Origin of the sequence: Streptomyces sp. NPDC058665, from assembly GCF_042714995.1 — a bacterium.
In the GTDB taxonomy this organism is placed as follows: domain Bacteria; phylum Actinomycetota; class Actinomycetes; order Streptomycetales; family Streptomycetaceae; genus Streptomyces.
Genome location: NZ_JBHXRX010000018.1, coordinates 61480 through 87234 on the forward strand (window position 1 = coordinate 61480; position 25755 = coordinate 87234).

The window sequence follows — 25755 nt, forward strand, 5'->3', positions numbered from 1 at the left end:
GGTGTGACGACCGGTCGGCGCCCCGGAACTCATCGGCGGTCAGCGCCCGAAGGACTCCGCGAGATCCGTCGGGGCGGCCTGCTTCCAGGAGTCGACCAGGATGTCGTACAGCTCGGTCTCGTCCTCCAGCGCGCCCAACCGGGCCCGTACCCAAGAGGAGTTGGCCTCGTGCGGCGGGACCCAGAACTTCTCGGGCTCCGCCGCGATCAGCTCCGTACGCTCCAACTTGGGGCAGCGGACGGCGAACGACGTCCCGTCGTCGGGCACCGTGACGAACATCCGGCCCGCGACATGGAAGGTGGGGATGGACCAGAGTTCCTTCTCCACCGTGCGCGGCAGGGACATCGCGATACGGCGGACGTCGTCGGCGTCAAGACCTGTGTGGTCAAGGTCTGCGTCAAGCATGGTCGTTGCCTTCGGATCGATGGACGCGGCTGGTCCCATGATCCGGCATCGTCCGGCCTCGCGTACCCCGGTCGTCCCGCGTACCTCCGTCGTCCCGCGCGCTCCGGACGACCTGGCTCAGTGTCCGGCCGGTGCGGGCGGACCGGGCCCGCCGTGGGTCGGGGGTGGCGCGGACGCCGTGCGTACTGCCGGAACCGGTCTTCTTCACCAGCAGCCACGCCTCGCCCGAGCCGTCCCTGCCGTCACGGAAGCGGGTCAGCGCGTACGCGCCGCGCAGCTTCCGCCCGTTCAGCCGGAACGAGGCATGGCCCCTGTCCAGCGCGGCGGCGAAGGCCGTCAGGCCCCCGGCGCCCATCGGCGAGTACGTCCCATGGTCCCACACGATGACCGGGCCCGCCCCGTACTCACCGGAGGCGATGACGCCCTCGTACTCCCGGTACTCCAGCGGGTGGTCCTCGGTGGGCACCGCCAGACGCTTGTCGCCGGGGTCGGTGGACGGACCCCTCGGCACGGCCCAGGACTTCAGTACGCCGTCCACCTCCAGCCGGAAGTCGAAGTGCATACGGCGCGCGTCATGGATCTGGACGACGAAGGACAACTCCTCGGAGGGGCCCGCGCTCTCGCCGCGCGGCTCGTCGGTGGTGTCGAACCGGCGCTTCCCGTGGTAGCGCGCCAGCGGGTCCCGGGCCACTAGCTCTCGTCCTCCTCGCCCTCCTCGTCCGGAGAGATGTGCATCGCGGCCTCCTCGGCCGTCGCCGCGCCGCCGTCGATACCGACATCGCGCGCCGAGACGTCCGAATGCCGGCGCGGAGCGATGTCGTTCACCGGCTGCAGCCGCCCCGCCCGCTCCTCGCCGGTCTCCGTGTCCCTGGGCTCGCCCTCACCGCCGGGCAGGTCACCGACGCCGTCGCCCGCCTCCGGCCGTACGTCCGGAACCTCCTGCGCGAGCCGCTGCTCCAGGGTCTCGCCCTCCTGCTGCTCGTCGCCGGTGACCCCGTACTTGTTGACGCCGAGAGGACGCTCGGGCGGGGAGTACCCCTCCGTCATCATGTCGTCCAGTCCGCGTTCGTCTATCACGTTCTCCAGATCGAGATCGTCGGAGGGGCCGTTCTGCACGTCCGAGTTCTCGGGCTGGTAGACATCGTCGCCTCGTGACTCGTCGGCCATGACTCGATCCTTTCCAGCGCGGGTGCCCGGCCGGGCTCTCGGGAACCTGGAGGGTGAGAAATCGGGGCCACCAGGAACATGACGAGAGGTCTTCAGAATACGCCCGAAATGTCCGCTGGGTCGGGTCAGCCGGTTGTCCAGCCGTGCAGCAGGCGCGCGATTCCGGCGACGCCGACCGTCCCCGACGCGGCGTCGCGCACCAGAGCGACCGCCGACTTCGCGGGGTACTCCAGCCGGTGCCCGTGCAGTGAGAGAAACGCCTCGCAGGAGTGCCAGGCGAAGGCCTCGTTGGAGTGCTCCAGACAGGGCAGCCGGCTCAGGGTCTGGAGCAGCGCGGCGGCCTTGAGGTGCGGGGAGCCGTAGATGTCCCGGTCCATGGCGCGTGCGTAGACGCGGGCCACGCCCGCGTGGAGAGGACCGTAGTCGTCGACCTGGGGGTCGCGGGGCAGCAGTTCGGCCGCGTGCAGCAGGTAGGACACATCGATCTTCGGCTCGGGCTCGCTCGCGCTCACGCGGCGTGGCCCCGGTCGCGCTCGCCGAGTTCCCGCCGGGCCCGCCGGTCGGCGGCGCGCTGCTCGGGCGTGGGGTCGATCGCGCTCGGCTCGGCGTCGAACGCGTCGCCGGCGCGCTCCATCGACGCCTTGAAGCCTTCGAGGAAGGTGTTCTCCACGGCGGTGGCGCGGTCGTACGCGGCCGACAGGATGTACTCCTGGAGGCTGACACCCGCGGCCTTGGCCGCGGCGACGATCGCGGCCCGCTGTCCGGGATCGGGGAAGCGCAGGCTCATGGCCGCGGCCTTGGATTCGCTCATGGCCGTGAAGCTACCACTGATACCGCTGCCACCACAGGCCGAGAATGATCGAAGCGTCCAAAAGTCGTTGTCACGAGCATTGACACCGTGAGAGATCAAGTGATCTATTCACTTCATGAGTCGCAGTGAGTTGTCGTTGTCCGAGCGCCTGGCGGACAACATCGTCGAGATCATCCGCTCGGAACGCCTTGGTCACGGAGACGCCCTGGCGTCCTCCCGTGACCTCGCCCGCCGCTTCGGCGTCACCACACCCACGGTGCGCGAGGCGCTGCGCAGACTGGAGGCGACCGGTGTGGTGGAGTTCCGGCACGGTTCCGGCACGTACGTGGGCCCGGGTATCGGGCGCCGGCTGATGGCCAACCCCCATCTGCCGCGCAGCACCCGCTCGTCGGTGCTGGAACTGGTCGAGGCCCGGCTGGTCCTGGAGCCGGCCGTCGCAGCCGCGGCGGCGAACGTGCGGATGGCCGAAGCCGTACGGGACTTGGAGTCGGCGGCCTCCAACGCGCTGCATCCGCCGGAGGAATCGCTGCGGCAGTCCGTGCACTTCCATGTGGCGCTGGCGGCGGCGAGCGGCAACTCCCTTCTGCGTGAGGCCGTCGAGGCCCTGCTCCAGGTCCGCGCCAGGGACCAGGTGGAGATCCGGCACCGGTACAACGACCGGGCCCGGGACCACGCCGAGCACCTGGAGATCCTCGACGCGGTCCGCGACGGAGACGCGGCGGCGGCCGAGCGGCTGACCCGCATGCATCTGGCGGCGATCCGGGACGCGGTCCTCACCGCCGACTTCCCGGCGGACGAGCCGGACGCCGGTCTCGCGCTCCCGGAAGGAGGCCGGCTGTGAGCTCCGTATCGTCCTCCCCCCAACACTCCGCGCGGCTCGGCGAGATGACGACCCTGGAGGCGGCCGAAGCCGTGACGTCCAGCCCGGTGGTGATCCTGCCGGCCGGCGCCTTCGAGCAGCACGGCCCGGGGATGCCGATGGCGACGGACACCCTCCGCGCGGAGTCCGTGGTCGACCTGGTGGCCGCCGAACTCGGCGGGCGCGCGGTGATCGGCCCCTCCCTGCCGGTCGGGGTCTCGCCCCACCATCTGGCGTTCGCCGGTACGGTGACGCTCTCCACGACGACGTTCGCCGCCGTCGTAAGGGAGTACGTCGACAGCCTGTACCGGCACGGCTGGCGGAAGATCCTCGTCGTGACCGGCCACGGCGGCAACAACGCCACCCTGTCCACGGTCGCGCAGGATCTGCTCGTCACCCGGCCCGACCTCGAGTTCGCGTGGACGCCGCTCACCGCGCTGGCGCCCGAGGCCGTGGCGGACATGCGCGTCGGCGAGGTGCACGGACACAGCGGTGAGGCCGAGACGGCTCAGATGCTGTACCTCGCGCCTCATCTCGTGCACAACGACCTGCTCACACCCGGATCGACGGCCACCGCCGATCTCGATCCGCTCTCCCGGCTCTCCAGGCGCGGCCACCCCGCGCTCGCGGTGAGCTACGACCGGCTGAGCTCCATCGGCGTGCTCGGCGACCCGCGCCGGGCCACCGCCGCCGCGGGGCAGGCGATCGTGGACACGGCCGTGTCCCGCATCGTGTCCTTCGTCAAGGAGTGGCTGGACGCCTAGGGTCTGTCGTTTGGATCAGGCCGGATCAGGGAGCGCCCGCTGCGGCAGCGGCTGATGTCCCGTTGGTGCGTGCGGTCGCAAGGCGGAGGAAGGAGACAACGCGGAGGGGGCACCTCCCGTGTGCCCCCTTGGGGGCTACGGGGGAGAGCGTGCGTGCCAGGGACCGCGAGCCCGGCAAGATCCAAACGACAGACCCTGAGGTCCGGAAAGCCCCCTCCGGCATCCGCGCATCCACCACTTCCCGCGTGCGCCGTCCCCCGCCACCGGCGGCGCACGCCCCTCACCCGTCACCCCCCCCGTACCCCGCGCGTGGTTCCGCGCGCTGATTTCCCGTACCTCCGTCCCCGCGTCACCGTCCCCGTACTCCCGTCCCCACCTTCACTTCCCGCCCCGTCATTCCACCCAGCCGTACGCGCGCCCGCGCCGTACGGCAGAAGGAGCCTGCAATGAAGCAGTCCCCGTTCGGCGGCCGACGCCTGACTCCGGGCCGTGCCCGCGCCCTGTTCCGTACCTCGGTGGCCGCGGCCGGACTCGCCCTCGTCGGCTCGGCGTTGGCGCCGGTCACGGCGACCGCCGCCGCGCCCACGGCCACCGCCTCCGCATCGAACTCCGCCTCGGCCAAGGGCTGCCGGCAGCCCGCGCCGCAGCAGCCGGGCACCAGCGAACCGCGCACCGTCGCGAGCGGCGGGCTCTCCCGTACGTATCAGCTCCATCTGCCCGCCGACTACACCCCGCGCCGTGACTGGCCCGTCGTGCTCGCCTTCCACGGCCGGGGCAACACCGGGGTCGGTACGGAGGAGTTCTCCGGGCTGTCGAACCTGCCCGCGATCGTCGCGTACCCCAACGGTGTCATCGGGACCGGCGACGGCGACCGGCAGGCCTGGCAGGGCGCGCCGTACGCCGCGGCCGGAGTCGACGACGTCGCCTTCACCGGTGACCTGATCGACGAGTTGCAGGCCACCCTCTGCGTCGACTCACGACGCGTATATGCCACCGGCAAGTCGAACGGTGCGGGCTTCACCGGTCTGCTCGCCTGCCGGATGGCCGACCGGATCGCCGCCATCGCCCCCGTGGCCGGCGCGTTCTACCCCGAGACCGGCGAGAACTGCCGCCCCTCGCGGCCCGTCCCCGTCATCGACTTCCACGGCACGGGCGACGTCACGATCCCCTACGCGGGGGACACCGAGCGCGGCCTGCCCGCCATCCCGGACTGGACCGCCGAGTGGGCCGACCGCAACGACTGCCGCACCCGGCCGCACACGCGCACGATCGAGCCCGACATCACGATCACCACCTACACCGGCTGCGACCGGGGCGCCGATGTGCGCCATGTCGCCGTCACGGACGGCGGGCACACCTGGCCCGGCGCCGACAGCTACAGCGGTGGCGGCTACGTCACCGAGACCATCGAGGCGCACGAGGTGATGTGGCAGTTCCTGCGCCAGCACCGGACCCCGAGATCAGCCGGCCGCTGACAGCGGGAACCGAGTAAGGAGAGCCGCTCATGAGTACTCAGAACCCCGCACCACCAGGTACCCCCGGCACACCGGGCGAGACCACCGCCGAGCCCCGGCTGCCCCTGATCATCCGTGCCATGGGCGTCATCGAACGCGCAGGCAACGCCCTTCCCCACCCCTTCTGGCTGTTCTGGATCCTGTCCGGGATCCTCGCCGTCATCAGCGCCGTGCTCGCGGCGGCGGACGTCTCCGTCGTCTCCCCGGCGGACGACAAGACGGTCACCGTGCAGAACCTGCTCAGCGGCGACGGACTCGCCATGGCCGTCTCGACGATGATCGAGAACTTCGCCACGTTCCCGCCCATGGCGACCATCGTCGTCGTCATTATGGGTGTGGCCGTCGCCGAACGCAGCGGATTCCTCGCCGCGTTGATGCGGGTCGGCGTCTCGCGCGTACCGGCTTCGTGGGTCGTGTTCGCCGTGGCCTTCGCGGGCACGGTCGCCCATGTCGCCTCCGCCGCCGCCTACATCATCCTCGTGCCGCTCGGCGGTCTGGCCTTCCGCGCGGTGGGCCGGTCGCCGATCCTCGGCATCGTGGTCGCGTACACCGCGATCGCCTCCGGGTACGACGCCAGTCCGCTGCCCACGCCCAACGACGCCATCTTCGCGGGCATCACCACGGCCGCCGCGCAGATCGTCGGCGGGGACGACGCGTACGTGTCGCCGCTGAGCAACTGGTTCTTCAACATCGCCTCCTCGTTCCTGCTCGCCGTCGTGATCACGCTGGTGACCAAGTACGTGCTCAGCAAGCGGCCCGACCTGGACGCCGATCCCGACGCCGACCTGGACGACCTGGGCCAACTCACCCTCAGCGACCGGGAACGCTCCGCGCTGCGCCGCGCCGTGTGCACGCTGCTCGCGGCCGTCGTGGTCCTGACGGCGGCGCTGCTGCCGACCTCATCGCCGCTGCGGGGCGACGGCGGCAGCATCGTGGAATCCCCCTTCCTGGACGGCATCGCGGCCGTCGTCGCCTTCCTCTTCGGACTGGTGGGCATCGTCTACGGCCTGCGCTCCGGCTCGATCAAGAAGGCCGCCGACGTACCGAGGCTGATGGGCGAGGGCATCAAGCAGATGGCGCCCGTGCTGGTGCTCTTCTTCGCGATCGCCCAGTTCCTCGCGTACTTCGACTGGACCCACCTGGGCGATGTGCTCGCGGTCAGGGCGGCGGAGGCGCTCCAGTCCAGCGGACTGCCGATCGTGGTGGTCTTCCTGCTGATCCTGCTCCTGCTGACGCTGGTGAACGTGATGGTGACCAGCGGTTCGGCGATGTGGGCACTGGCTGCGCCGGTGCTCGTCCCGATGCTGATGCTGGTGAGCGTGCCGGCGGAGACGACGCAGGCGCTGTTCCGGATCGCGGACTCCGGGTCCACGGCCATCACCCCGATGAGCCCGTACTTCATCATGGCGCTCGGCTTCCTCCAGCGGTACCGGAAGAGCGCGGGCATCGGCACGCTCGCCTCGTACACGCTGCCGCTCGCCGTCGTGATGACGGTGGCCTGGACGCTGCTGTTCCTGGCGTGGTGGGCGCTCGGCATACCGCTGGGTCCGGGAGCGCCGGTGCGCTGACCGGGGGTTCCCATCCCGTTGGACGCCAGGATGGCCCCGCCCGTACACCATACGGGCGGGGCCACCGCTTTCAGGCGCCAGGGCGTGTTTGAGAAGTAGCGTCGTCCGCCCACTGGGCCAGACGGGACTTCTCAAACACGCCCTAGCGGCGCGCGGCCGGTTGGGACGGCGCGGCCGGGGCCGGGGCGTAGCCCGTCGGGCGGGCCGTGAACGTGCCACGGCCCTGCGTGCGGCTGCGCAACCGCGTCGCGTAGCCGAACAGTTCGGCCAGCGGCACCGTCGCGGTGACCACCGCCGTACCCGCCCGTGCCGTCGAGTCCGAGACCCGGCCGCGCCGGGCCGCCAGGTCGCCGAGCACCCCGCCGACGGCGTCGTCGGGGACGGTCACGGTGACCTCGACCACCGGTTCCAGCAGCACCATCGTGCCGGCCCGCAGTGCCTCGCGGAGCGCGAGCCGTCCCGCCGTACGGAACGCCATCTCCGACGAGTCCTTCGGATGGGTCGCCCCGTCGGTCAGGGTGACCCGTACCCCGGTCACCGGGTGACCGCCGAGCGGCCCCTCGGCGAGCGCGTCCCGGCAGCCGGCCTCGACCGCCCGTACGTATTCCTGCGGCACGCGTCCGCCGACGACGGCCGACCGGAACTCGAAGCCGCCCCGGTCGTCCGGAGCCGCCGCCTCCAACGGCTCGGTGTCGAGGACGACATGCGCGAACTGCCCGGCGCCGCCGTCCTGTTTGACGTGCCGGTACACCAGACCCGACACCCCGCGCCCGACCGTCTCCCGGTAGGCCACCCGCGGCCGGCCGACTCCGACGTCCAGCCCGTGGGCGCGGCGGATCTTCTCCACCGCGACCTCCAGGTGCAGCTCACCCATTCCCGACAGCACCGTCTGGCCGGTCTCGGAATCGGTCCGTACGGCCAGCGAGGGATCCTCCTCGACCAGCCGTACCAGCGCCGTCACCAGCCGGTCGACGTCGGTGCGTCTGCGCGCCTCGACGGCGACGGAGACCACCGGATCCGCGACGGCAGGCGGTTCGAGGACCAGGGGAGCCGACGGCAGGCACAGGGTGGCACCCGCGCGGGCGGCCTTCACCCCGATCACGGCGACGATGTCCCCGGCGACCGCCCGGTCCACCTCCGCGTGACGGTCGGCCTGGACCCGCAGGATCCGGCTGATCCGCTCCGTACGCCGCGTGCCCACGTCCAGCACCGCCTCTCCCTTTCCGACCGTTCCCGAATAGACCCGCAGATACGTCAGCCGGCCCGTGGAGGTCGAGTTGACCTTGAACACCAGCGCCGCGAACGGCCCCGCCGGGTCGGCGGCCCGCTCCTGCTCCTCGCCGCCCAGCGTGCCGCGGACCGCCGGTACGTCCAGCGGCGACGGCAGATAGGCGACGACCGCCTCCAGCAGCGGTTCGATCCCGCGGTTGCGGTACGCCGAACCGCACAGCACCACAACACCCTCGCCGGTACGGGTCAGGTCACGCAGCGCGCGGGCCAACGTCCTTGCGGAGAGCGTCGATTCCGCGCAGAACTCCTCCAGCGCGAGAGGATGCAGCTCCGCGACCGCCTCCTCCAGCACCCGGCGGCGCCGCAGCGCCTCCGCGACCAGGGAGTCGGGCACGGGGCCCTCCTCGTAGGAGTCGGTGGCGTCGCCCGACCAGAGATGCGCGCGCATGCGGAGCAGGTCCACCACACCGGTGAAGCCGTCCTCGCTGCCGATCGGCAACTGCACCACCAGCGGCGCCGGATGCAGCCGCCGGCGTATCGACTCGACGGCCGCGTCGAGATCGGCCCCGGCGCGGTCCAGCTTGTTGACGAACGCGATCCGGGGCACGCCGTGCCGGTCCGCCTGCCGCCACACCGATTCGCTCTGCGGCTCGACCCCCGCGACCGCGTCGAACACCGCGACGGCGCCGTCGAGTACGCGCAGCGAACGCTCCACCTCGTCGGCGAAGTCGACGTGGCCCGGCGTGTCGATGAGGTTGATCCGGTGACCGGCCCAGGCGCAGCTCACGGCCGCGGCGAAGATGGTGATGCCGCGGTCGCGCTCCTGGGAGTCGAAGTCCGTGACGGTCGTGCCGTCATGGACCTCGCCACGCTTGTGGGTGGTGCCGGTGAGGTAGAGGATCCGCTCGGTGACGGTGGTCTTGCCGGCGTCCACATGGGCGAGGATGCCCAGGTTCCGGACGGCGGTGAGCGGGTTGGTGAGTGCGGTGGTGGGTCGACCGGGTTGACGGTGCAGATCGGTACGCACGGCCCAGGGCCTTTCGGGTGATCAAGGGAAAAGGGCGACGCGATTGCCGGGACGAACCAACGCGGGGCGCGAGAGCGCTCCTGGGCGTCAGATGTTCGTCGCGGAGATCGTCCGAGACCGGCCGCGCAGCCGGCGCCGGGCGCCGGGAGACACCAGGATCACCTCGAACCGTGCCGGGGGAACGACAACAGCGGTGCGGTAGCGCACGGCCGGTCTCCCCTCACTGGTCACGGAGCGCGCCGCGACGGTGTGTGCGGCGCGCGATGTCGAGGTGAGTGTACTGAGAGCGGTGCGGCGGGCGCACCGCCTTTTTGACAGTCTGGAAAGGCCAATTCGCAAGAGACACAGGGGTATCGGTGGAGTACGGGGAAGTACGCGAGTCCCGGGTCGTCCGGCTGTACGGGACGGTGGACGACGATCTGGCCAACGAGGTCGTGGCGAAGCTGCTGTTGCTCGCGGCCGACGCACGGTCGGACATCCTGCTGCTCATCGATTCGCCCGGGGGCTCGCTCGGCGCGGGGCTGGCCATCTACGACACGATGGAGTACGTCTCCAACGACGTGGCGACCTGCGCGGTCGGGCTCGCGGCGGGAATGGGCCAGTTCCTGCTCACGGCGGGTGCGTTGGGCAAACGGTTCGCCGAGCGGGACGCCCGTATGGTGATGGTGGAGGTACGGGCCGACGGCGGCGGAGCGCACTCGGACGCGCTGCCGGCGAGTACGCGGCAGCGGGTCGCGGAACTCGCGGCTCTGCACATGGGACGCGATCCGGAGTTCGTCCACGCGGCCTGGAAGGCCGATCCGCAGCGGGAGTTCGCGCCCGAGCAGGCCCGGGTGTACGGACTGATCGACCACATCGTGGACCGCGCCCCCTGCGGCCGGTGACCCGGGCGGTGGGAATTTCTCTTCAGTCTTCAGATCATGACGCTGAACGGTCAAGAATTTCCATCCTTCTGTCTTGCCCGTTGCCCGTCCTGTCCCTACGTTGGGGTGCCGCACCGCACGATCGACTCCGCATGCCGCCGCATGCCGCACTTCCCCGCACCTCCACACACAGAGCCGATTGCGAGGAACCACGTGGCACTTTCCAGACGCACCGTCATCGCGTCCGCGATAGCCGGCGCCGGAGCGGCGGCAGGTCTGGCCGCCCAGGCCGGGACCGCACAGGCGGCCGCCTCCCCGCCCGGAGACGTCGTCGGCAAGATCACCGTCGGCTACCAGGGCTGGTTCGCCTGCTCAGGCGACGGCGCGCCGATCAACGGCTGGTGGCACTGGTCGCAGAACTGGGGCCAGTCCCCGTCCCCGGGCAACACCGCGATCGTGAGCTGGCCCGACGTACGCGACTACACCCACACCTACCGGACGGCCTACCCGGCGCTCGGCAACGGGCAGCCCGCGTCGCTGTTCTCCTCGTACGACCAGCAGACCGTCGACACGCACTTCTCGTGGATGCAGCAGCACGGCATCGACACCGCCGCCCTCCAGCGCTTCAACCCCAACGGCGGCGAGGGCCCCACGCGCGACGACATGGCGGTGAAGGTACGAAGCTCGGCCGAGAAGTACGGGCGCAAGTACTACATCATGTACGACGCCACCGCCTGGACGAACATGCAGCCGGAGATGAAGGCCGACTGGCTCGCCAAGATGAAGGCGAACACCGAGTCCCCGGCCTACGCCCGGCAGAACGGCAAACCGGTGGTCGGCATCTGGGGCTTCGGCTTCAACGAGCCCAACAAGACCTGGTCGGCCGCCGTCTGTCTGGACGTCGTCAACTGGTTCAAGGCGCAGGGGTGTTACGTGATGGGCGGCGTGCCCACGCACTGGCGCAGGGGCATTGAGGACTCACGGCCCGGGTACATGGACGTGTACCTCGCCTTCGACATGCTCTCGCCCTGGATGGTCGGCCGGATCGGGGACATCGCGGGCGCCGACAACTTCTACGCCAACGTCAACACACCCGACCAGGCCCACTGCGACGCCAACGGGATCGACTACCAGCCCTGTGTCCTGCCCGGCGACCTCCAGTCCGGGCACCGCGCGCACGGCGACTTCATGTGGCGGCAGTTCTACAACATGTGCCGGATCGGCGTGCAGGGCATCTACATCTCGATGTTCGACGAGTACAACGAGGGCAACCAGATCGCCAAGACCGCCGAGACCTCCGCCCAGGTCCCGGTGGGTTCCGGCATCAGGGCGCTGGACGAGGACGGCACGGCCTGCTCGGCGGACTACTACCTGCGGCTCACCGGAGACGGGGGCCGGATGCTCAAGGGCCAGCTGGCGCTGACCCCGACCCGCCCGACACCGCCCGTCGTCGGCGGCGGGAACCCCGACCCGCCGACGGGCGACCTGGCCCTGCGCAGGGCCGCGAGCGCGAGCAGCCAGACGCAGAGCTACGGTCCGGGCAACGCCGTCGACGGCAACGCGGACAGCTACTGGGAGAGCGCCAACAACGCGTTCCCGCAGTGGATCCAGATCGACCTCGGCTCCGCCCTGCCGGTACGAAGGCTCGTCCTGTCGCTGCCGCCGAACCCCGCCTGGGGCGCACGCACCCAGACGCTGTCCGTCCTCGGCTCCACGAACGGGACCAGCTTCGCGACGCTGAGCGCGCCGGCGGCCCGCGTCTTCGACCCGGCGAGCGGGAACACGGCGACGGTCACCCTCGCGTCGCCGGCGTCCGCCCGATACGTACGGGTGCAGATCACCGGCAACACCGGTTGGCCGGCGGGCCAGTTGTCCGGGCTGAGCGTGTACGCGGAGTGAATCCCCGAGGTGACTGATCGGCGGCCCGGACCCGGAATCCCGGGTCCGGGCCCACACCTCAGAGCAGCCGCAGAGTCGTCGCCGATACGCCGACGTGGACCGTCTGGCCCCAGGTCAGCGTCAGCGCGTCCGACTCCATGCCGTCGCCGAACGCGATCAGACGGTCCGACTCGACCGTCAGGCACAGCCGTTCGCCCGGCGTGAGTGCGCCCGCCACCAGCGAGGTTCCGGTCGTCGGCGATGGCCAGGCCTCCCGTACGAACCAGAGCAGCCGGCGGTCGGCGGGGCCGGGGAGTGCGAGCGTGCTGCCGCGTTCCCGCCACAGGGAGCGCAGCCAGCCGGTGGCGCCGGTGCCGGTGCCGACGAGCACGCCCGACGACGCCTGGGCCTCCGGCGCCGGGACCTGGCCGTCGGAGCTCAGCCGGTAGCGGACCGTCTGGTGGCCCGCGGGACCGAGGCAGATCTCGTTGAGCGCGAGCAGCCGCTGGCTGTCGTCCGCCACGGCTTCCACCATGGTGAGTTCGTCGGCCCCGCCGCGTACGGCGACGGCGGACCTCAGGAGCGTGGCCGCGTCCGGGGCGCGATGGCGGACCAGCACGCCGGGGTTCCGGCCGGGATCGGTGTCGATGCCCAACACCGGTTGTCCCGAGAGGTACTTGGCGGCGTTCGCGACCAGCCCGTCCTGGCCGACCACGACCACGACGTCCTCCGGACCGAAGAGGAACCGGTCGAGGTCCGCGCGTTCGACGCGGCTCTGCCGCCATCGGTGGGGCACGGCCGCTGCCACATCGGTGAGCGCCTGCCGCGTGCGGTGGTGCCGCTCGGCGACCTCACGGATGTCCCGGTCACGGGAGGAGAGGAAGAAGGCGGCCTGACCGTGGGTGCCGTGCCGGGCGAGCAACTCCTCGTACTCCGTGGTGCGATGGACGAGTACCGCCCGCGGCGCGAGCGTCACCCCCGCTCCTCGCCCTGCCGTTGACCGCCCTGGCGCCCAAGTGAGGCCAGCAGACCGGTCAGTACGTCGGGGGAGAGCGTGACGCTGTCGATCCGGGGCAGATTCGCGGCGAGCCGGTCGACGGCGAGCGCGCGCAGCGTCGCCTTGTCCGACTCGCCGTGCACCCGCAGCCAGTCGGCCCGTGCCGCCGCCCGAGCCTCGCCGGTCCTGCGGGCCGCTTCGGCGTCGGCGGTGGCCAGCCGTACGCGCCGCTCCGCCTCGGCCTCCGTACGCACGGCATCCGCCGCCGCGCTCTCCTCGGCCTCGCGACGGGCGTTGGTGCCGCGCTGCTCGACCAACTGCTCCTCCTGGCGGGCCAGTTCGATCTGGCTGGCGAGTTCGTTCTCCGCGATGGCCCGCTCCCGCTGCACCGCGACGGCGCGGCGCTCGTACGTCGCCCGGTCCGCCTCCTGCTGGATCTGCTCGCGCGCGGGCGTGCGCAGCGCGCGTTCCACCTCCGCCTCCGGGCGGACGGCGACGACCCGTACCGTCACGACCTCCAGGCCGGTCGCCGGCAGCCGGGGCTCGGCCGCCAGCCCGCCGTCGATCCGGTCGCGTACGGCGGCGACTCCGTCGGACAGCGCGGCGGCCAGCGGCGTACGGGCCAGGACGTCGAGCGCGTGCTGCTGGGCAGTCTCGGTGAGCAGGGTCGCGATCTGTTCGAGCGGGGCGCCGCGCCAGACGCCCGTGTCCGGGTCGAGGGAGAAGTCGAGCCGCGCCGAGGCGAGGGCGGGATCGCTGATCCGGTACGTCACGGTGGCCTGGACGGTGACGTCCTGGAAGTCGGCGGTGCGGGCATGGAACGCCATCGCCAACTCGCGGTCGTTGACGGGGACTTCGGAGAGTGCGGCGGACAGCGCCCGGAACCAGAAGCTGATCCCGGGACCGTCGTGGACGAGCCGGCCCCGCCGGTGGTGACGGATATGGGCGGTGGGCGCGGACCGGAGATGGCGCCGGCCGAGACGCTTGGTGATGTCAGCCACGATGACCTCTTCTCGTCGGCATGACGATATCGAGGCGAAGGCTATATCGTCAACCTGACGAAAGGGCTGGACGGGCCCGCTCCCCCCGGCCGTGACCGGCCGGGGGGAGCGGGAAGAGGACCTCCTGGGACGGGACGTCTACAGCACGTCCTACGCCTGGGGCTCGATCCAGATGTTGCGGTAACGCACCTTGTTGCCGTGGTCCTGGAGCCGGATGGCGCCCGTCGCCGTGCTCTCCGGCGCGCCGTTACCGGTCGGACCGTCGATCGCGACGTTGTCGTGGACGAGCTTGCCGTTCCACACCACGCTGACGCGGGCGTCCTCCGTCTTCTTCCCGTCGGCGCCGAAGCGGGCGGCCCGGAACGTGATCTCGTACGTCTGCCAAGTCTCAGGCGCCGTCGAGGCGTTGTGGTCCGCCGCCTTCTTGGTGTAGATAGCCGCCGCCTCGTTGTTGGCGAGCTTCTCGACACCGAACGAGTCCAGGATCTGGATCTCGTACCGCTCCTGGAGATAGACGCCGCTGTTCCCGCGGTCCTGGCCGGTCACGTCCGGTGGCAGCTTCGGCACCCGGAACTCGACATGCAGCTTGAAGTCCTTGAACGCCTGCTTGGTGCGGATGTCGCCGCAGCAGACCTCCATCGCTCCCTCGTCGGTCAACGGCCACCGGACGTCGGTGCCGTTGGTGTGCTGCCACTGCGACTGGTCCTTCCCGTTGAAGAGCGTGACGCGGCTGTCCTTGGGATGGACGGTGATCAGGTCGAGATTGACATGGCCGGTGTCGCCCTCGTCGTACCGGTACGCGATGGTGTTGGCCCCGCGGCTCAGTGGCAGCGTCTCGGTCACCGTCGCCCAGCCGTCCCACTTGCCGGTACTGGGCAGGGTCACCTGCTTCATCTTGCGGCCGTTGAGATAGAGGCTGATCGTCTTGTCGCCGACGAACGGGTTCGGGCCGTTGGCGTACCGCAGCCCGACGTCGTACTTGCCCGCCTTGGTCGTCTTCACGTCGAACGTGGTGGTGGCGCCCTGTGTCCCGTAGCTGTCGACGAAGCCGCCGCCCGAGTGGCCCGCGTGCTCGGTGTCGACCCGCGCACCGCCGGTCAGCGCCGCCTCCTCCGCCTCGTACAGCGTCTTGGTCGGCTCCGCACCGACCAGCGAGTTGAGGGTGTACCAGGCTTCGGTGCTCCACAGCGTCTCGCCGCCCTCGGCGCTGAACGGCCGCGGCGAGCGTACGTGCACCACCCTGTTGGACTTGAGGCCGTCGATCGCGAGGGTGACCTTCTTGCCGTCGGCGGACACCGTGGCCGACTGGACCTTCAGCGTCTCCTCATCGATCTTCGGACCGCCGTAGTCCGGCGTCGCGGCGTAGTACCACTGCTTGACCTCGTAGCGGTCGACCAGTTCGGCGACGGTCTCGGCCGAGAGCGGCTTGGTGTACTCCAGCTCGAAGCCGCCCTGCTTCGCCCGCATCGCCAGGATGTCGAAGGCGTCCTTGCCGTTGGGCGTCAACTTCTGGAGCCCGTACGAGAGTTTGCCCTCCTGGCCCCAGTTGCCGCCGGCGCCCAGACCGCCGGCGTAGATCGCGCCGTCCGGGCCCATGCTGATCCGGTTGACACCGGCTTCCAGCCCCTGGGTCATGCGGAAGACCGCGCCCTGGTACTCGCCCTTGACCTTCTCCAGATATCCGCGCTGAATGCCGCCGTACGTGACGTCGCCGAAGATCATCTGCCCTGCGAACGGGCCTTCCTTCAACAGCAGGGGTGTGCTCGGGGAGTTGGCGATCTCGTTCTGCGGCAGCCACAGCACCGGCTTGGTGACCGGCTTGGCGTCGAACGGCCCGGCCGGGTTGGTGTAGTGGTTGAAGAAGCGGTCCTGCTTGATGTGGACCAGCTTCGACGAGGGCAGCCAGCCGCCCTGGTTGTCGGTCACGAAGATGTCGCCCTCGGGACCCCAGCCGATGCCGTTGGGGGTACGCAGCCCACCGGCGATATAACTGACCTCGCCCGTCTCCTTGTTCACCTTGATCGTGGAGCCGCGGTTCTTCGCGGGCTGCGGATTCGTCGTCGCGCCGCCCTGGTTGATCGCGACCGACAGGTTCAGATAGAAGAAGCCGTCCTGGTAGAGCAGCCCGAACGCGAACTCGTGGAAGTTCCCGCCGTACGGCCAGGTGGCGACCTTCCGGTAGGTGTCGGTGACGTCGTCCCCGTTCGTGTCCTGGAGCTCCGTCAGCTCGTTCTTCTGCGACACGTACAGCGAACCGTCGACGTACTTGATGCCCTGGGGCTCCTTGAGGCCCTCGGCCACCTTCTTGGCCTTGACCTTGTCGGGGCCCGTGCTGCCCGTGACGTCGCTGAGGAGGTAGACCTCGCCCGTCACGTTGTCGGTCCCGCCCCAGGTGGTGACGGCCAGCCGGCCGTCGGGCAGCCAGTCCATGGCCGTGACCTGCGGCTCGAACCCGCTCGGCCGGAGGTCGGTCAGCGTGTACCCGGGGTGCACGCCGTTCAGGGGCAGCCCGTCGCCGGGGGAGTCCCTGACCCCCTCGCACTCCTTGCGGCCCGGCGCCGTCACGCGGACGACACCGGCGTCCGTGCTGAGAACGGAGTTGGGTACGACGGTGAAGCCGGAGGCGCCCGGCGGCTGCCAGGCGAGGGTGATGTTCTGGCCGCCGGTGCGGTCGAAGTGATCGATACGCAGGGAGTGGTAACCGGCCGTCAGCGTGACCGTGCCGTCCTTCGGCTCGGCGCCGTGCAGACCGTCGTGGTCGATGACGACCTGATCGTCGATCAGCAGCCGCGAACCGTCGTCGCTGGTCAGCCGGAAGGCGTACGAACCGTCCTGCGGAACGTCGATGTTGCCGATGACCTGCGACACGAAGTTGTCGCCGATGCCGCCGAAGTCGGCGGTCGACGACCAGTCGATCGTGGGCATCAACTTGTCGACGTTCGGGGTCTGTCCGGGTTTGAGAACGCAGATCTTGTCCAGCGGTACCTGCACGTCGAACACGCGCAGTGTGACCCCCGGCTCCTGCGGCGGCACTTCACGGGTGACGGGATCGGCGGCGACGGGATCCGCGGCGGTGGCCGGGGTCGTCATGAGGCCGGTGGCGAGGAACGAGACGGCGAGCAGACTGAGCAGAGATCTGCGCAGGCGGCGGCCCGGTCTTTGATCCATTCTTCCTCCTGGCACTTCGCGCACCGGGAAGAAAGAACACCCTGGCCCCGGGGCGGAGTTCACCGCGGGGCAAGCCCTTCGAACCGGATACGGAGGTCTGGCAACGGATGCGGATGCTGGTTCGTACGTGGCGTTCTGTCGGTTCAGCGGCTCGACCGGCGGCCTGTCTCCTACACCACCGGTCGACGTAGAGCGAAAGACTAGAGACTTCTGTTGAGACCGTCCATACTTTGTCACGTACCAGTAGAAAGTCCTCCGGGGCTTTCCGCTGCCCCGCAGGTCACCCCGCCCGGTGCCCGAGCCGTACCGACAGTGCTTCCGCGCCTTTCGCCGCCAGTTGGGCCAGTTCCTCCTCGCGGATCTCCGTCCAGCGGATCATCGGAACGGAGATCGAGAGCGCGGCCACGACCTGGCCCCGCCTGTCGCGGACCGGAGCGGCCACACAGCTCACATCCGAGTTGGACTCCCGGTGCTCCACCGCGATTCCGCGCCGTCTGATGCCGGCGAGCGCCGTCCGCAGAACGGCCACGTCGGTGATGCTGTTGTCGGTCATGGCCGTGAGTTCGGCGCCGGTGAGCCGGGCGTCGAGTTCCGGCTCGGGGAGCGAGGCGAGCAGCATCTTGCCGACCGAGGTGCAGTGCGCGGGCAGCCGGCGGCCCGCGGCCGACACCATGCGGACCGTGTGTGTGGAGTCCACCTTCGCGATGTAGATGACATCGAGGTCTTCGAGGATCGCGACATGCACGGTCTCGTCGCAGGTCTCCGCGATGTCCGTGGCGATCTGCCGGCCCTCGGCGGCGAGATCGAGCTGTTCCGCGTACCGGCTGCCGAGCTGGTAGGCGCGCACGCCGAGCCGGTAGCGACCGGGCTGCTCGGGTATCGCCTCCAGATACGAGCGGGCGGCGAGGGTGGTGAGCAGTTCGTGCACGGTGGTGCGCGGCAGCCCCAGCCGGCGGATGACATCCGGCGCGGAGAGTTTCCCGTCGCCCTCCAGGAACAGTTCGAGAATGTCGAACGCCCGCGTCACCGCGGGGACCAGCCGTCCCATGCCCACCCCACCCTTCTGTTCGACACTTCGGTCATTGATCGGAATGACGAACGCAGATTAGTCGCTGCACGCCCCATTGACACCCCCCGTCCGGCTGTTTACGGTCACGCCAGCATTTCGAACGCGTGACGAAATATCGAACAGCGGCGACCGGCCGGCATATCGAACAACCTCTAGGGGTACCGCAGTGCGCATCACGGGAATCAGCACCCATGTCGTCGGCACGCCCTGGCGTAATCTCACCTACGTCCTGGTCCACACCGACGAGGGGCTGACCGGCGTCGGTGAGACACGGATGCTCGGCAGGACCGACGCGCTGGTGGGATATCTGCGCGAGGCCGAGACCAACCACATCGCGGGTTCCGACCCGTTCGCCGTCGAGGACCTGGTCCGCCGGATGAAGTACGGCGACTTCGGGCGGGCCGGCGAGATCGTGATGTCGGGCATCGCCGTGGTGGAGATGGCCTGTTGGGACATCAAGGGCAAGGCCCTCGGCGTCCCGGTGTGGCAGCTGCTTGGCGGAAAGGTCACCGACCGCGTCAAGGCGTACGCGAACGGCTGGTACACCACCGAGCGCACTCCCGAGGCGTACCACCAGGCCGCCGAGGCGGTCGTGGCCCGCGGCTACCGCGCCCTGAAGATCGACCCGTTCGGCACCGGCCACTACGAGCTGGACCGGGCCGGGACCCGCTACGCGGTGTCGCTGATCGAGGCCGTACGGGACGCGATCGGCCACGACACCGAGCTGATGCTGGAGATGCACGGACGGTTCAGCCCGGCGACGGCGGTACGGCTGGCGCGCGAACTGGCCCCGTTCGAGCCGGCGTGGCTGGAGGAGCCCGTACCGCCGGAGAATCTCCAGGCGCTCGGCAAGGTCGCCGGGAAGGTGGACATCCCCGTCGCGACCGGCGAACGCATCCACGACCGCATCGAGTTCCGTGAGCTGTTCGCCTCGCAGGCCGCCGACATCATCCAGCCGGACGTCGGACATATCGGCGGCATCCTGGAGGCACGGAAGCTCGCCGCCACCGCCGAGACGCATTACGTGCTGGTGGCCCCGCACAACGTCGGCGGGTCCGTGCTGACCGCCGCCAGTCTCCAACTGGGCGCCTGCACACCCAACTTCAAGATCCTGGAGCACTTCAACGACTTCGCCGACGCGGAGATCAAGAAGATCGTCAGGGGCGCGCCCGAGGTCGACCCGGAGACGGGCTGCTTCGAGATCTCGCACGCGCCGGGACTCGGTGTCGAGTTCAATGCCGACGCCGCGGCCGAATTCCCGCAGCAGCAGGCCCGGTTCGACCTCTGGGCCGAGGGCTGGGAGAAGCGCGCACCCAAGGCGCCCCGATGAGCCGGGCTCCGATGAGCCGGGCGATCGTCGTCGACCGGCCCGGCGTCCACCGGCTCGCTGAGGGGGAGCGGCCCGTCCCCGGACCCGGGGAGGTGCTGGTGAAGGTCGCCGCGGCCGGGATCTGTCTCAGCGACCGCGAGGTGTACCACGGCCGCCGTGACCCCGGCTATGTCCGCTACCCCGTCACCCCCGGCCATGAATGGTCCGGCACCGTCGAGGCCGTCGGCGGGGGAGTCGATCCGGCACTCGTCGGCAGGCGCACCGTCGCCGAGGGCTTCCGCACCTGCGGCATCTGTGAACGGTGCCGGGCCGGCGACACCTCACTGTGCACCGGCGGCTACGACGAGACGGGCTTCACCCGGCCGGGCGCGTTCGCCGACCATGTCGTCGTCCCCGCACGGCTGTTGCACCCCCTGGCCGACGACGCCGACCTGCGGGCCGCCGCCCTCCTGGAGCCGGCCGCCGTGGTCGCCGGAGCCGTACGGGCCGGCTGCCCGGAGCCCGGCGAGCGGATCGCCGTCGTGGGCGCAGGAACACTCGGACTGCTCGCGGTCCAGTTCCTGGCCGCGTACGCGCCGGGCGAGCTGACGGTGATCGAACCGCGCAAGCAACGCGCCGCCCTCGCCCCCGAGTTCGGCGCGCACGAAGTCCTCGGTCCGGCCGAGGCCGAGGACCGCCGGGGCCATTACGACCTCGTGGTCGAGACGGCGGGCGCGCCCACCACAGCGGCCTCGTCCTGCCTGCTGGCACGGCGTGGCGGCCGGGTCGTACTCACCGGGATGTTCTCGGCCGGTGCGACCGGGATCGACCCCGTCCATCTCTCGGTGAGCCAGCTGACCGTACGCAGCGTCTTCGGCGCCCCGTCGGCCGCCTGGTCCTTCGCCGTACGCGCCTTCACGGCGGGCCTGCTCGACCCGGGCCCGCTCATCACCCACGAGTTCCCGCTGGAGCGGTACGCCGAGGCGGTCGCGCTCGTCGGCGGCGGCGACCCCGGCACGGGGAAGGTGCTGCTGCGCCCCTGACCGCACCGGCGGGGCACGCCCTGACCGCTTCCTGTCGAAATATCCGAACGGGGTTCGAAATCTCGAACACCGGCCAACACCCGCCGATACCTCGCCGATACCCGCCAACACCCTCAACCAACTCCCTTGAACGCAAGCACCGCCGGACACCACAGGCGGCGACCGAAGGACATGTCCGTTGACCGACGCACCAGCCCACGGCACCCGCCGCCGCCCCGGTGGGCGGGCCCTCGCCACCCTCGGCCTGGCCGCCCCCGACGACCACCCCGCCGACACGTCGCCGCACACCTTCCCCGACGGCGGCACCTGGCGCACCGAGATCCCCTCCGTCGAGGGCCCCGAGGCCCTCACCGAAGTCCTCAAGGAATCCGCCCGCCTCGATGTGCCGGTCCACCGGATCAGCCAGGGCAGCGGCGTCTGGATGCTCACCGACGACGAGATCACCGAGATGGCCGGAGCCTGCGCGGACCGCGACATCGAACTGTGCCTCTTCACCGGCCCACGCGGCACCTGGGACACCGGCGCCGCCACCCGCACCGACTCCGGCGGCGCCGGCCTGCGCGCCCGGGGCCGCGACGCCGTCGCCGGCTGTGTCGAAGACGCCCTGCGCGCCGCCGAGTTGGGCGTCAAATGCCTGCTCGTCGCCGACGAGGGGGTGCTCTGGTCACTGCACCGGCTGCGGGAGCGGGGCGACCTGCCCGCCGACACGACCCTCAAGGTGTCGGCACTCATCGGGCCCGTCAATCCCGCCTCGTACACGGTCTACGAACGCCTCGGCGCCGACTCACTCAACATCCCCTCCGATCTCGCGCTCGCCCACTTCACCGAGATCCGCGGCGCCAGCCGCGCCCCGATGGACCTCTACATCGAGGCACCCGACGACCTCGGCGGCTACGTCCGGATGTACGAGACCGCCGAACTGATCCGCCGCGGCGCGCCCCTGTACCTCAAGTTCGGCCTCTCCAAGGCGCCCGGCATTTACCCCTACGGCGCCCACCTGCGCGAACTCACCCTGGCCACCGCCCGCGAACGCGTACGGCGCGGCCGGCTCGTACTCGACCTGCTCGCCCGCCACGGCGCCGACGGCGGCATGTCGCCGCTCGGCTCCCGCCTCCCCGGCCCGCTCAACCGTTTCCCGCTCACCTAAGGACAAGGACTGATGACCATGCGCACCAGCCGCGCCGCACTCACCGTCGTCGTCACATCGCTCGCCCTCGCGCTGACCGCCTGCGGTCAGAGCGGCGAGGGAGGAAGCAAGGAGGAGAAGAAGGGCGGCAAGGGGTCCACCGTCGGGATCGCGATGCCGACCAAATCGTCGGAACGCTGGATCGCCGACGGCCGCAACATGGTCGCCGAGTTCAAGAAGCTCGGCTACAAGACCGACCTCCAGTACGGCGAGGACGACGTCGACCAGCAGGTCTCCCAGATCGAGAACATGATCACGAAGGGGGTCGACGTCCTCGTCGTCGCCTCCATCGACGGCCGGGCGCTGGGTGACGTCCTGGGCCAGGCGGCCGACCAGGGCATCAAGGTCATCTCCTACGACCGGCTCATCCTCGGCAGCCCGAACGTCGACTACTACGCCTCGTTCGACAACGAGAAGGTCGGCGTCCTCCAGGCGACCTACCTCATCGACAAGCTCGGCCTGAAGGACGGCGCCGGCGACGAAGGCCCGTTCAACATCGAGCTGTTCGCCGGCTCGCCGGACGACAACAACACCCGCTACTTCTTCCAGGGCGCCTGGAAGACCCTCAAGCCGTACATCGACAAGAAGCAGCTCGTCGTCAAGAGCGGCCAGACACAGCTCGACCAGGTCACCACGCTCCGCTGGGACGGCGGCACCGCGCAGCGGCGGATGGACGACCTGCTCACCAAGTCCTACGGCTCCGACGACGTCGACGCCGTGCTCTCGCCCTACGACGGCATCTCCATCGGCATCCTGTCCGCCCTGAAGTCGGACGGTTACGGCACGGCCGCCAAGCCGTACCCGCTCGTCACCGGCCAGGACGCCGAGGTCGCCTCGGTCAAGTCGATCATCGCCGGGCAGCAGACGCAGACCGTCTACAAGGACACCCGCGCGCTGGCCAAGCAGGCGGTGCAGATGGCCGACGCCGTACTGAACGACAAGAAGCCCGAGGTCAACGACGAGAAGACGTACGACAACGAGACCAAGGTCGTCCCCGCTTATCTGCTGGACCCGGTCAGCGTCGACAAGGCCAACTACCAGTCCGTCCTGGTCGACTCCGGCTACATCAAGGCGAGTGACCTGTGACCGCACCCGTCCTGGAGATGCGCTCCATCGGCAAGACCTTCCCCGGGGTCAGGGCGCTCTCCGATGTCACGCTCACCGTCGCGCCGGGGGAGGTGCATGCCATCTGCGGAGAGAACGGAGCGGGCAAGTCGACGCTGATGAAGGTCCTCAGCGGCGTTCATCCGCACGGCAGTTACGACGGTGAGATCCTCTTCCAGGGCTCACCCTGTGCCTTCAAGGACATCGGGGCCAGCGAGGCCCGCGGCATTGTGATCATCCATCAGGAACTCGCCCTCGTCCCGTACTTGTCGATCGCCGAGAACATCTTCCTCGGAAACGAGCACGCGAGGCGCGGGATCATCAGCTGGAACGAGACGCTGAAGCACGCCGCCGCGCTGCTGAAGAGGGTCGGGCTCACCGAGCACCCGGGGACCAGGGTCGCCGACATCGGTGTGGGCAAGCAGCAACTGGTGGAGATCGCCAAGGCCCTCGCCAAGGAGGTGAAGCTGCTCATCCTCGATGAGCCGACCGCCGCGCTCAACGACTCGGACAGCGCCCAACTCCTGCTTCTCATAAGGGAATTGCAGGCCCAGGGCATCACCTCCATCATCATCTCGCACAAGCTCAACGAGATCGCCGAGGTCGCCGACTCCGTCACCATCCTCCGTGACGGCCGCACCATCGAAACCCTCGACGTCAGAGCCGATTCGACCACCGAGGACCGCATCATCCGCGGCATGGTCGGCCGCGACCTCGACCACCGCTTCCCCGAACGCACCCCGCACGAAGGCGACCCCGGGGCGCGGCCCGCGCTGGAGATCCGTGACTGGACCGTGCACCACCCGATCGACCAGCAGCGCAAGGTGGTCGACAACGTCTCGATCCATGTCCGCCGGGGCGAGATCGTCGGTATCGCCGGGCTGATGGGCGCGGGCCGCACCGAACTCGCCATGAGCGTCTTCGGGCGCTCCTACGGCCGCAACATCAGCGGGACGGTCTTCAAGGACGGGCGGGAGATCCGTACGAGAACCGTGCCCGAGGCCGTGGGGCACGGCATCGCGTATGTCACCGAGGACCGCAAGCAGTACGGGCTCAACCTCATCGACACCATCGGCCGCAACATCACCCTCAGCGCCCTGCCGAAGGTCGCGCGGCGCGGCATCGTCGACGAGCACGAGGAGACCCGCGTCGCCGAGTCCTACCGCACCGGCATGAACATCAAGGCCCCGACCGTCTTCGAACAGACAGGCCGGCTCTCCGGGGGCAACCAGCAGAAGGTCGTCCTCAGCAAGTGGATCTTCGCAGGACCCGATGTGCTCCTGCTCGACGAGCCGACCCGCGGGATCGACGTCGGCGCCAAGTACGAGATCTACACCGTCATCGACCGGCTCGCCGCACAGGGCAAGGCCGTTGTCTTCATCTCCTCCGAACTCCCGGAGCTGCTCGGGATGTGCGACCGCGTCTACACCATGGCGGCCGGCCGGCTCACCGGTGAGATTCCACGCGCGGAGGCGACCCAGGAAGTCCTGATGCGCCACATGACCAGGAACACGAGGTAGACGACATGGGTCCGGCCACCACCGACCTCTCGAAATCCCCGGGCGACAAGGCCCCGGGCGGCCCGCCGCGGCCCGACCGCCCGCACTCCTCCGCCACCCGTGATCTGCTGCTGGACGCGGCGCGGCGCAACATGCGGCAGTACGGGATGCTCATCGCGCTCGCGCTGATCGTCGTGCTGTTCCAGATATGGACCGACGGCGTCCTTCTCAAGCCCAACAACGTCACCAACCTGGTCCTCCAGAACAGCTACATCCTGGTGCTGGGCATCGGCATGATGATTGTCATCATCGCCGGCCATATCGACCTCTCCGTCGGCTCCCTGGCCGCGTTCGTCTCCGCCGCGTGCGCGGTGATGATGGTCGAGCACGACATCCCGTGGGTCCTCGCTCTCGTACTCGGCCTCGCGATCGGCGCGGTGGCGGGCGCCTGGCAGGGCTTCTGGATCGCGTACGTCGGCATCCCCTCGTTCATCGTCACCCTCGCCGGGATGCTGCTCTTCCGCGGCGGCACCCAGATCTTCCTCGGCTCACGCTCGCTCGGCCCGTTCCCCGAAGGCTTCCAGAAGATCTCCACCGGCTACCTCCCGGAGATCGGACCGGCCACCAACTACCACAATCTGACACTGCTGTTGGGGCTGGCACTGCTCGCGTTCGCACTCCTCCAGGAGGTCCGGGACCGGCGCCGCCAGAAGGAGTACGAGCTGGAGGTCCTGCCTCGTAATCTCTTCCTCACCAAGTGCGTGGCGCTCGCCGCGGCGGTCCTCGCCTTCACCATGACGCTCGCCAGTTACCGCGGTGTTCCCGTCGTCCTGCTGCTGCTCGCCGCCCTGCTCATCGGCTTCGGCTACGTCATGCGCAACGCCGTCGTCGGCCGCCATGTGTACGCGCTGGGCGGCAACCGCGCGGCGGCGAAACTCTCCGGCGTGAAGGACCGGCGCGTCACCTTCCTGGTCTTCGTCAACATGGGCGTACTCGCCGCGCTAGCCGGGATCGTCTACGCGGCGCGCCTCAACGCCGGTGTCCCGCAGGCCGGTGTCAACTTCGAACTGGAGGCCATCGCGGCGGCGTTCATCGGCGGCGCGTCGATGAGCGGCGGCGTCGGCACGGTGTTCGGCGCCGTCATCGGCGGACTTGTCCTCGGTGTCCTCAACAACGGCATGTCCCTGGTCGGCATCGGCACCGACTATCAGCAGGTCATCAAGGGTCTGGTGCTGCTGGCCGCCGTCGGGTTCGACGTCTGGAACAAACGCCGGGTGGGTTCCTGACGGTCCG

At 69.8% G+C, this 25755-nt stretch carries 22 protein-coding genes; 12 read left to right on the forward strand and 10 right to left on the reverse strand.

Annotated elements, in window-relative coordinates; translation table 11 throughout:
• Positions 1 to 39: 39 nt before the first annotated feature.
• The 5 genes from ACFWV8_RS14200 to ACFWV8_RS14220 all read right to left on the reverse strand — a co-directional run bounded on the left by ACFWV8_RS14200 (position 40) and on the right by ACFWV8_RS14220 (position 2383).
• A complete protein-coding gene (locus tag ACFWV8_RS14200; protein WP_384200851.1) occupies positions 40 to 405 on the reverse strand; it encodes an MmcQ/YjbR family DNA-binding protein in 366 nt (121 codons plus the stop codon).
• Positions 398 to 1096 carry a DNA polymerase ligase N-terminal domain-containing protein gene (locus ACFWV8_RS14205; protein ID WP_384200853.1) on the reverse strand — a complete coding sequence of 233 codons (699 nt, stop codon included), beginning with the start codon at positions 1094 to 1096 and terminating at the stop codon, positions 398 to 400. The genes ACFWV8_RS14200 and ACFWV8_RS14205 overlap by 8 nt, the downstream gene beginning before the upstream one ends.
• Entirely contained in the window at positions 1096 to 1572 is a 477-nt protein-coding gene (locus ACFWV8_RS14210) for a DUF5709 domain-containing protein (RefSeq protein ID WP_384200855.1), read from the reverse strand. Before ACFWV8_RS14210 ends, ACFWV8_RS14205 begins: the two co-directional genes overlap by 1 nt.
• Before the next feature lie 125 nt (positions 1573 to 1697).
• Positions 1698 to 2084: a fic family toxin-antitoxin system, toxin component gene (locus tag ACFWV8_RS14215; RefSeq protein ID WP_384200857.1), complete on the reverse strand. Its 387-nt coding sequence runs from the start codon at positions 2082 to 2084 to the stop codon at positions 1698 to 1700.
• On the reverse strand, positions 2081 to 2383 hold the full coding sequence (locus tag ACFWV8_RS14220) for a DUF1778 domain-containing protein (RefSeq protein ID WP_384200859.1): 303 nt from the start codon (positions 2381 to 2383) through the stop codon (positions 2081 to 2083). The genes ACFWV8_RS14215 and ACFWV8_RS14220 overlap by 4 nt, the downstream gene beginning before the upstream one ends.
• Positions 2384 to 2498: 115 nt before the next feature.
• Between ACFWV8_RS14220 and ACFWV8_RS14225 the strand changes: the two genes are divergently transcribed.
• The 4 genes from ACFWV8_RS14225 to ACFWV8_RS14240 all read left to right on the forward strand — a co-directional run bounded on the left by ACFWV8_RS14225 (position 2499) and on the right by ACFWV8_RS14240 (position 7088).
• A complete protein-coding gene (locus ACFWV8_RS14225; protein WP_384200861.1) occupies positions 2499 to 3224 on the forward strand; it encodes a FadR/GntR family transcriptional regulator in 726 nt (241 codons plus the stop codon).
• Positions 3221 to 4006 carry a creatininase family protein gene (locus tag ACFWV8_RS14230; RefSeq protein ID WP_384200863.1) on the forward strand — a complete coding sequence of 262 codons (786 nt, stop codon included), beginning with the start codon at positions 3221 to 3223 and terminating at the stop codon, positions 4004 to 4006. The genes ACFWV8_RS14225 and ACFWV8_RS14230 overlap by 4 nt, the downstream gene beginning before the upstream one ends.
• Before the next feature lie 446 nt (positions 4007 to 4452).
• Positions 4453 to 5481, forward strand: a complete 1029-nt coding sequence (locus tag ACFWV8_RS14235; protein ID WP_384200865.1) for an alpha/beta hydrolase family esterase — start codon at positions 4453 to 4455, stop codon at positions 5479 to 5481.
• Positions 5482 to 5510: 29 nt separating this feature from the next.
• On the forward strand, positions 5511 to 7088 hold the full coding sequence (locus ACFWV8_RS14240; protein ID WP_384200867.1) for an AbgT family transporter: 1578 nt from the start codon (positions 5511 to 5513) through the stop codon (positions 7086 to 7088).
• 142 nt (positions 7089 to 7230) lie between these two features.
• Here ACFWV8_RS14240 and fusA read toward each other — a convergent pair whose 3' ends face one another.
• Positions 7231 to 9345, reverse strand: coding sequence for an elongation factor G (gene fusA, locus ACFWV8_RS14245; RefSeq protein WP_384200869.1), 2115 nt, complete (start codon positions 9343 to 9345; stop codon positions 7231 to 7233).
• 356 nt (positions 9346 to 9701) lie between these two features.
• Here fusA and ACFWV8_RS14250 point away from each other — a divergent pair, with 356 nt between their 5' ends.
• Together ACFWV8_RS14250 and ACFWV8_RS14255 are read left to right on the forward strand one after the other, a co-directional pair.
• Positions 9702 to 10229 carry a ClpP family protease gene (locus ACFWV8_RS14250; protein ID WP_384200871.1) on the forward strand — a complete coding sequence of 176 codons (528 nt, stop codon included), beginning with the start codon at positions 9702 to 9704 and terminating at the stop codon, positions 10227 to 10229.
• A gap of 192 nt (positions 10230 to 10421) precedes the next feature.
• Entirely contained in the window at positions 10422 to 12107 is a 1686-nt protein-coding gene (locus ACFWV8_RS14255) for a discoidin domain-containing protein (protein ID WP_384200873.1), read from the forward strand.
• A 58-nt stretch (positions 12108 to 12165) separates the two neighbouring features.
• On the opposite strand, the gene ACFWV8_RS14260 is transcribed toward ACFWV8_RS14255, so the two are convergent.
• The 4 genes from ACFWV8_RS14260 to ACFWV8_RS14275 form a co-directional block, all read right to left on the reverse strand.
• Positions 12166 to 13062 (reverse strand): hypothetical protein, encoded by an 897-nt coding sequence (locus ACFWV8_RS14260; RefSeq protein WP_384200875.1) that lies wholly within the window; start codon positions 13060 to 13062, stop codon positions 12166 to 12168.
• Positions 13059 to 14084, reverse strand: a complete 1026-nt coding sequence (locus tag ACFWV8_RS14265; RefSeq protein ID WP_384200877.1) for an SPFH domain-containing protein — start codon at positions 14082 to 14084, stop codon at positions 13059 to 13061. The genes ACFWV8_RS14260 and ACFWV8_RS14265 overlap by 4 nt, the downstream gene beginning before the upstream one ends.
• Positions 14085 to 14234: 150 nt before the next feature.
• Positions 14235 to 17252, reverse strand: a complete 3018-nt coding sequence (locus ACFWV8_RS14270) for a family 16 glycoside hydrolase (RefSeq protein ID WP_384200879.1) — start codon at positions 17250 to 17252, stop codon at positions 14235 to 14237.
• A 280-nt stretch (positions 17253 to 17532) separates the two neighbouring features.
• A complete protein-coding gene (locus ACFWV8_RS14275) occupies positions 17533 to 18300 on the reverse strand; it encodes an IclR family transcriptional regulator (protein ID WP_329391820.1) in 768 nt (255 codons plus the stop codon).
• 187 nt (positions 18301 to 18487) lie between these two features.
• Between ACFWV8_RS14275 and ACFWV8_RS14280 the strand changes: the two genes are divergently transcribed.
• The 6 genes from ACFWV8_RS14280 (at position 18488) to mmsB (ending at position 25748) form a co-directional block, all read left to right on the forward strand.
• A complete protein-coding gene (locus ACFWV8_RS14280) occupies positions 18488 to 19651 on the forward strand; it encodes a mandelate racemase/muconate lactonizing enzyme family protein (RefSeq protein ID WP_384200881.1) in 1164 nt (387 codons plus the stop codon).
• Positions 19648 to 20673, forward strand: a complete 1026-nt coding sequence (locus tag ACFWV8_RS14285; protein ID WP_384200883.1) for a zinc-binding dehydrogenase — start codon at positions 19648 to 19650, stop codon at positions 20671 to 20673. Before ACFWV8_RS14280 ends, ACFWV8_RS14285 begins: the two co-directional genes overlap by 4 nt.
• A gap of 178 nt (positions 20674 to 20851) precedes the next feature.
• The gene (locus ACFWV8_RS14290) at positions 20852 to 21820 is read left to right on the forward strand and encodes a hypothetical protein (protein WP_384200885.1); all 969 of its coding nucleotides are present in this window, start codon (positions 20852 to 20854) and stop codon (positions 21818 to 21820) included.
• Between the two features lie 18 nt (positions 21821 to 21838).
• Positions 21839 to 22945: a multiple monosaccharide ABC transporter substrate-binding protein gene (chvE, locus tag ACFWV8_RS14295; protein WP_384200990.1), complete on the forward strand. Its 1107-nt coding sequence runs from the start codon at positions 21839 to 21841 to the stop codon at positions 22943 to 22945.
• Positions 22942 to 24483 carry a multiple monosaccharide ABC transporter ATP-binding protein gene (mmsA, locus tag ACFWV8_RS14300; RefSeq protein WP_384200887.1) on the forward strand — a complete coding sequence of 514 codons (1542 nt, stop codon included), beginning with the start codon at positions 22942 to 22944 and terminating at the stop codon, positions 24481 to 24483. The genes chvE and mmsA overlap by 4 nt, the downstream gene beginning before the upstream one ends.
• Positions 24484 to 24488: 5 nt before the next feature.
• On the forward strand, positions 24489 to 25748 hold the full coding sequence (gene mmsB / locus ACFWV8_RS14305) for a multiple monosaccharide ABC transporter permease (protein WP_384200889.1): 1260 nt from the start codon (positions 24489 to 24491) through the stop codon (positions 25746 to 25748).
• The last annotated feature ends 7 nt before the right edge of the window (positions 25749 to 25755 follow it).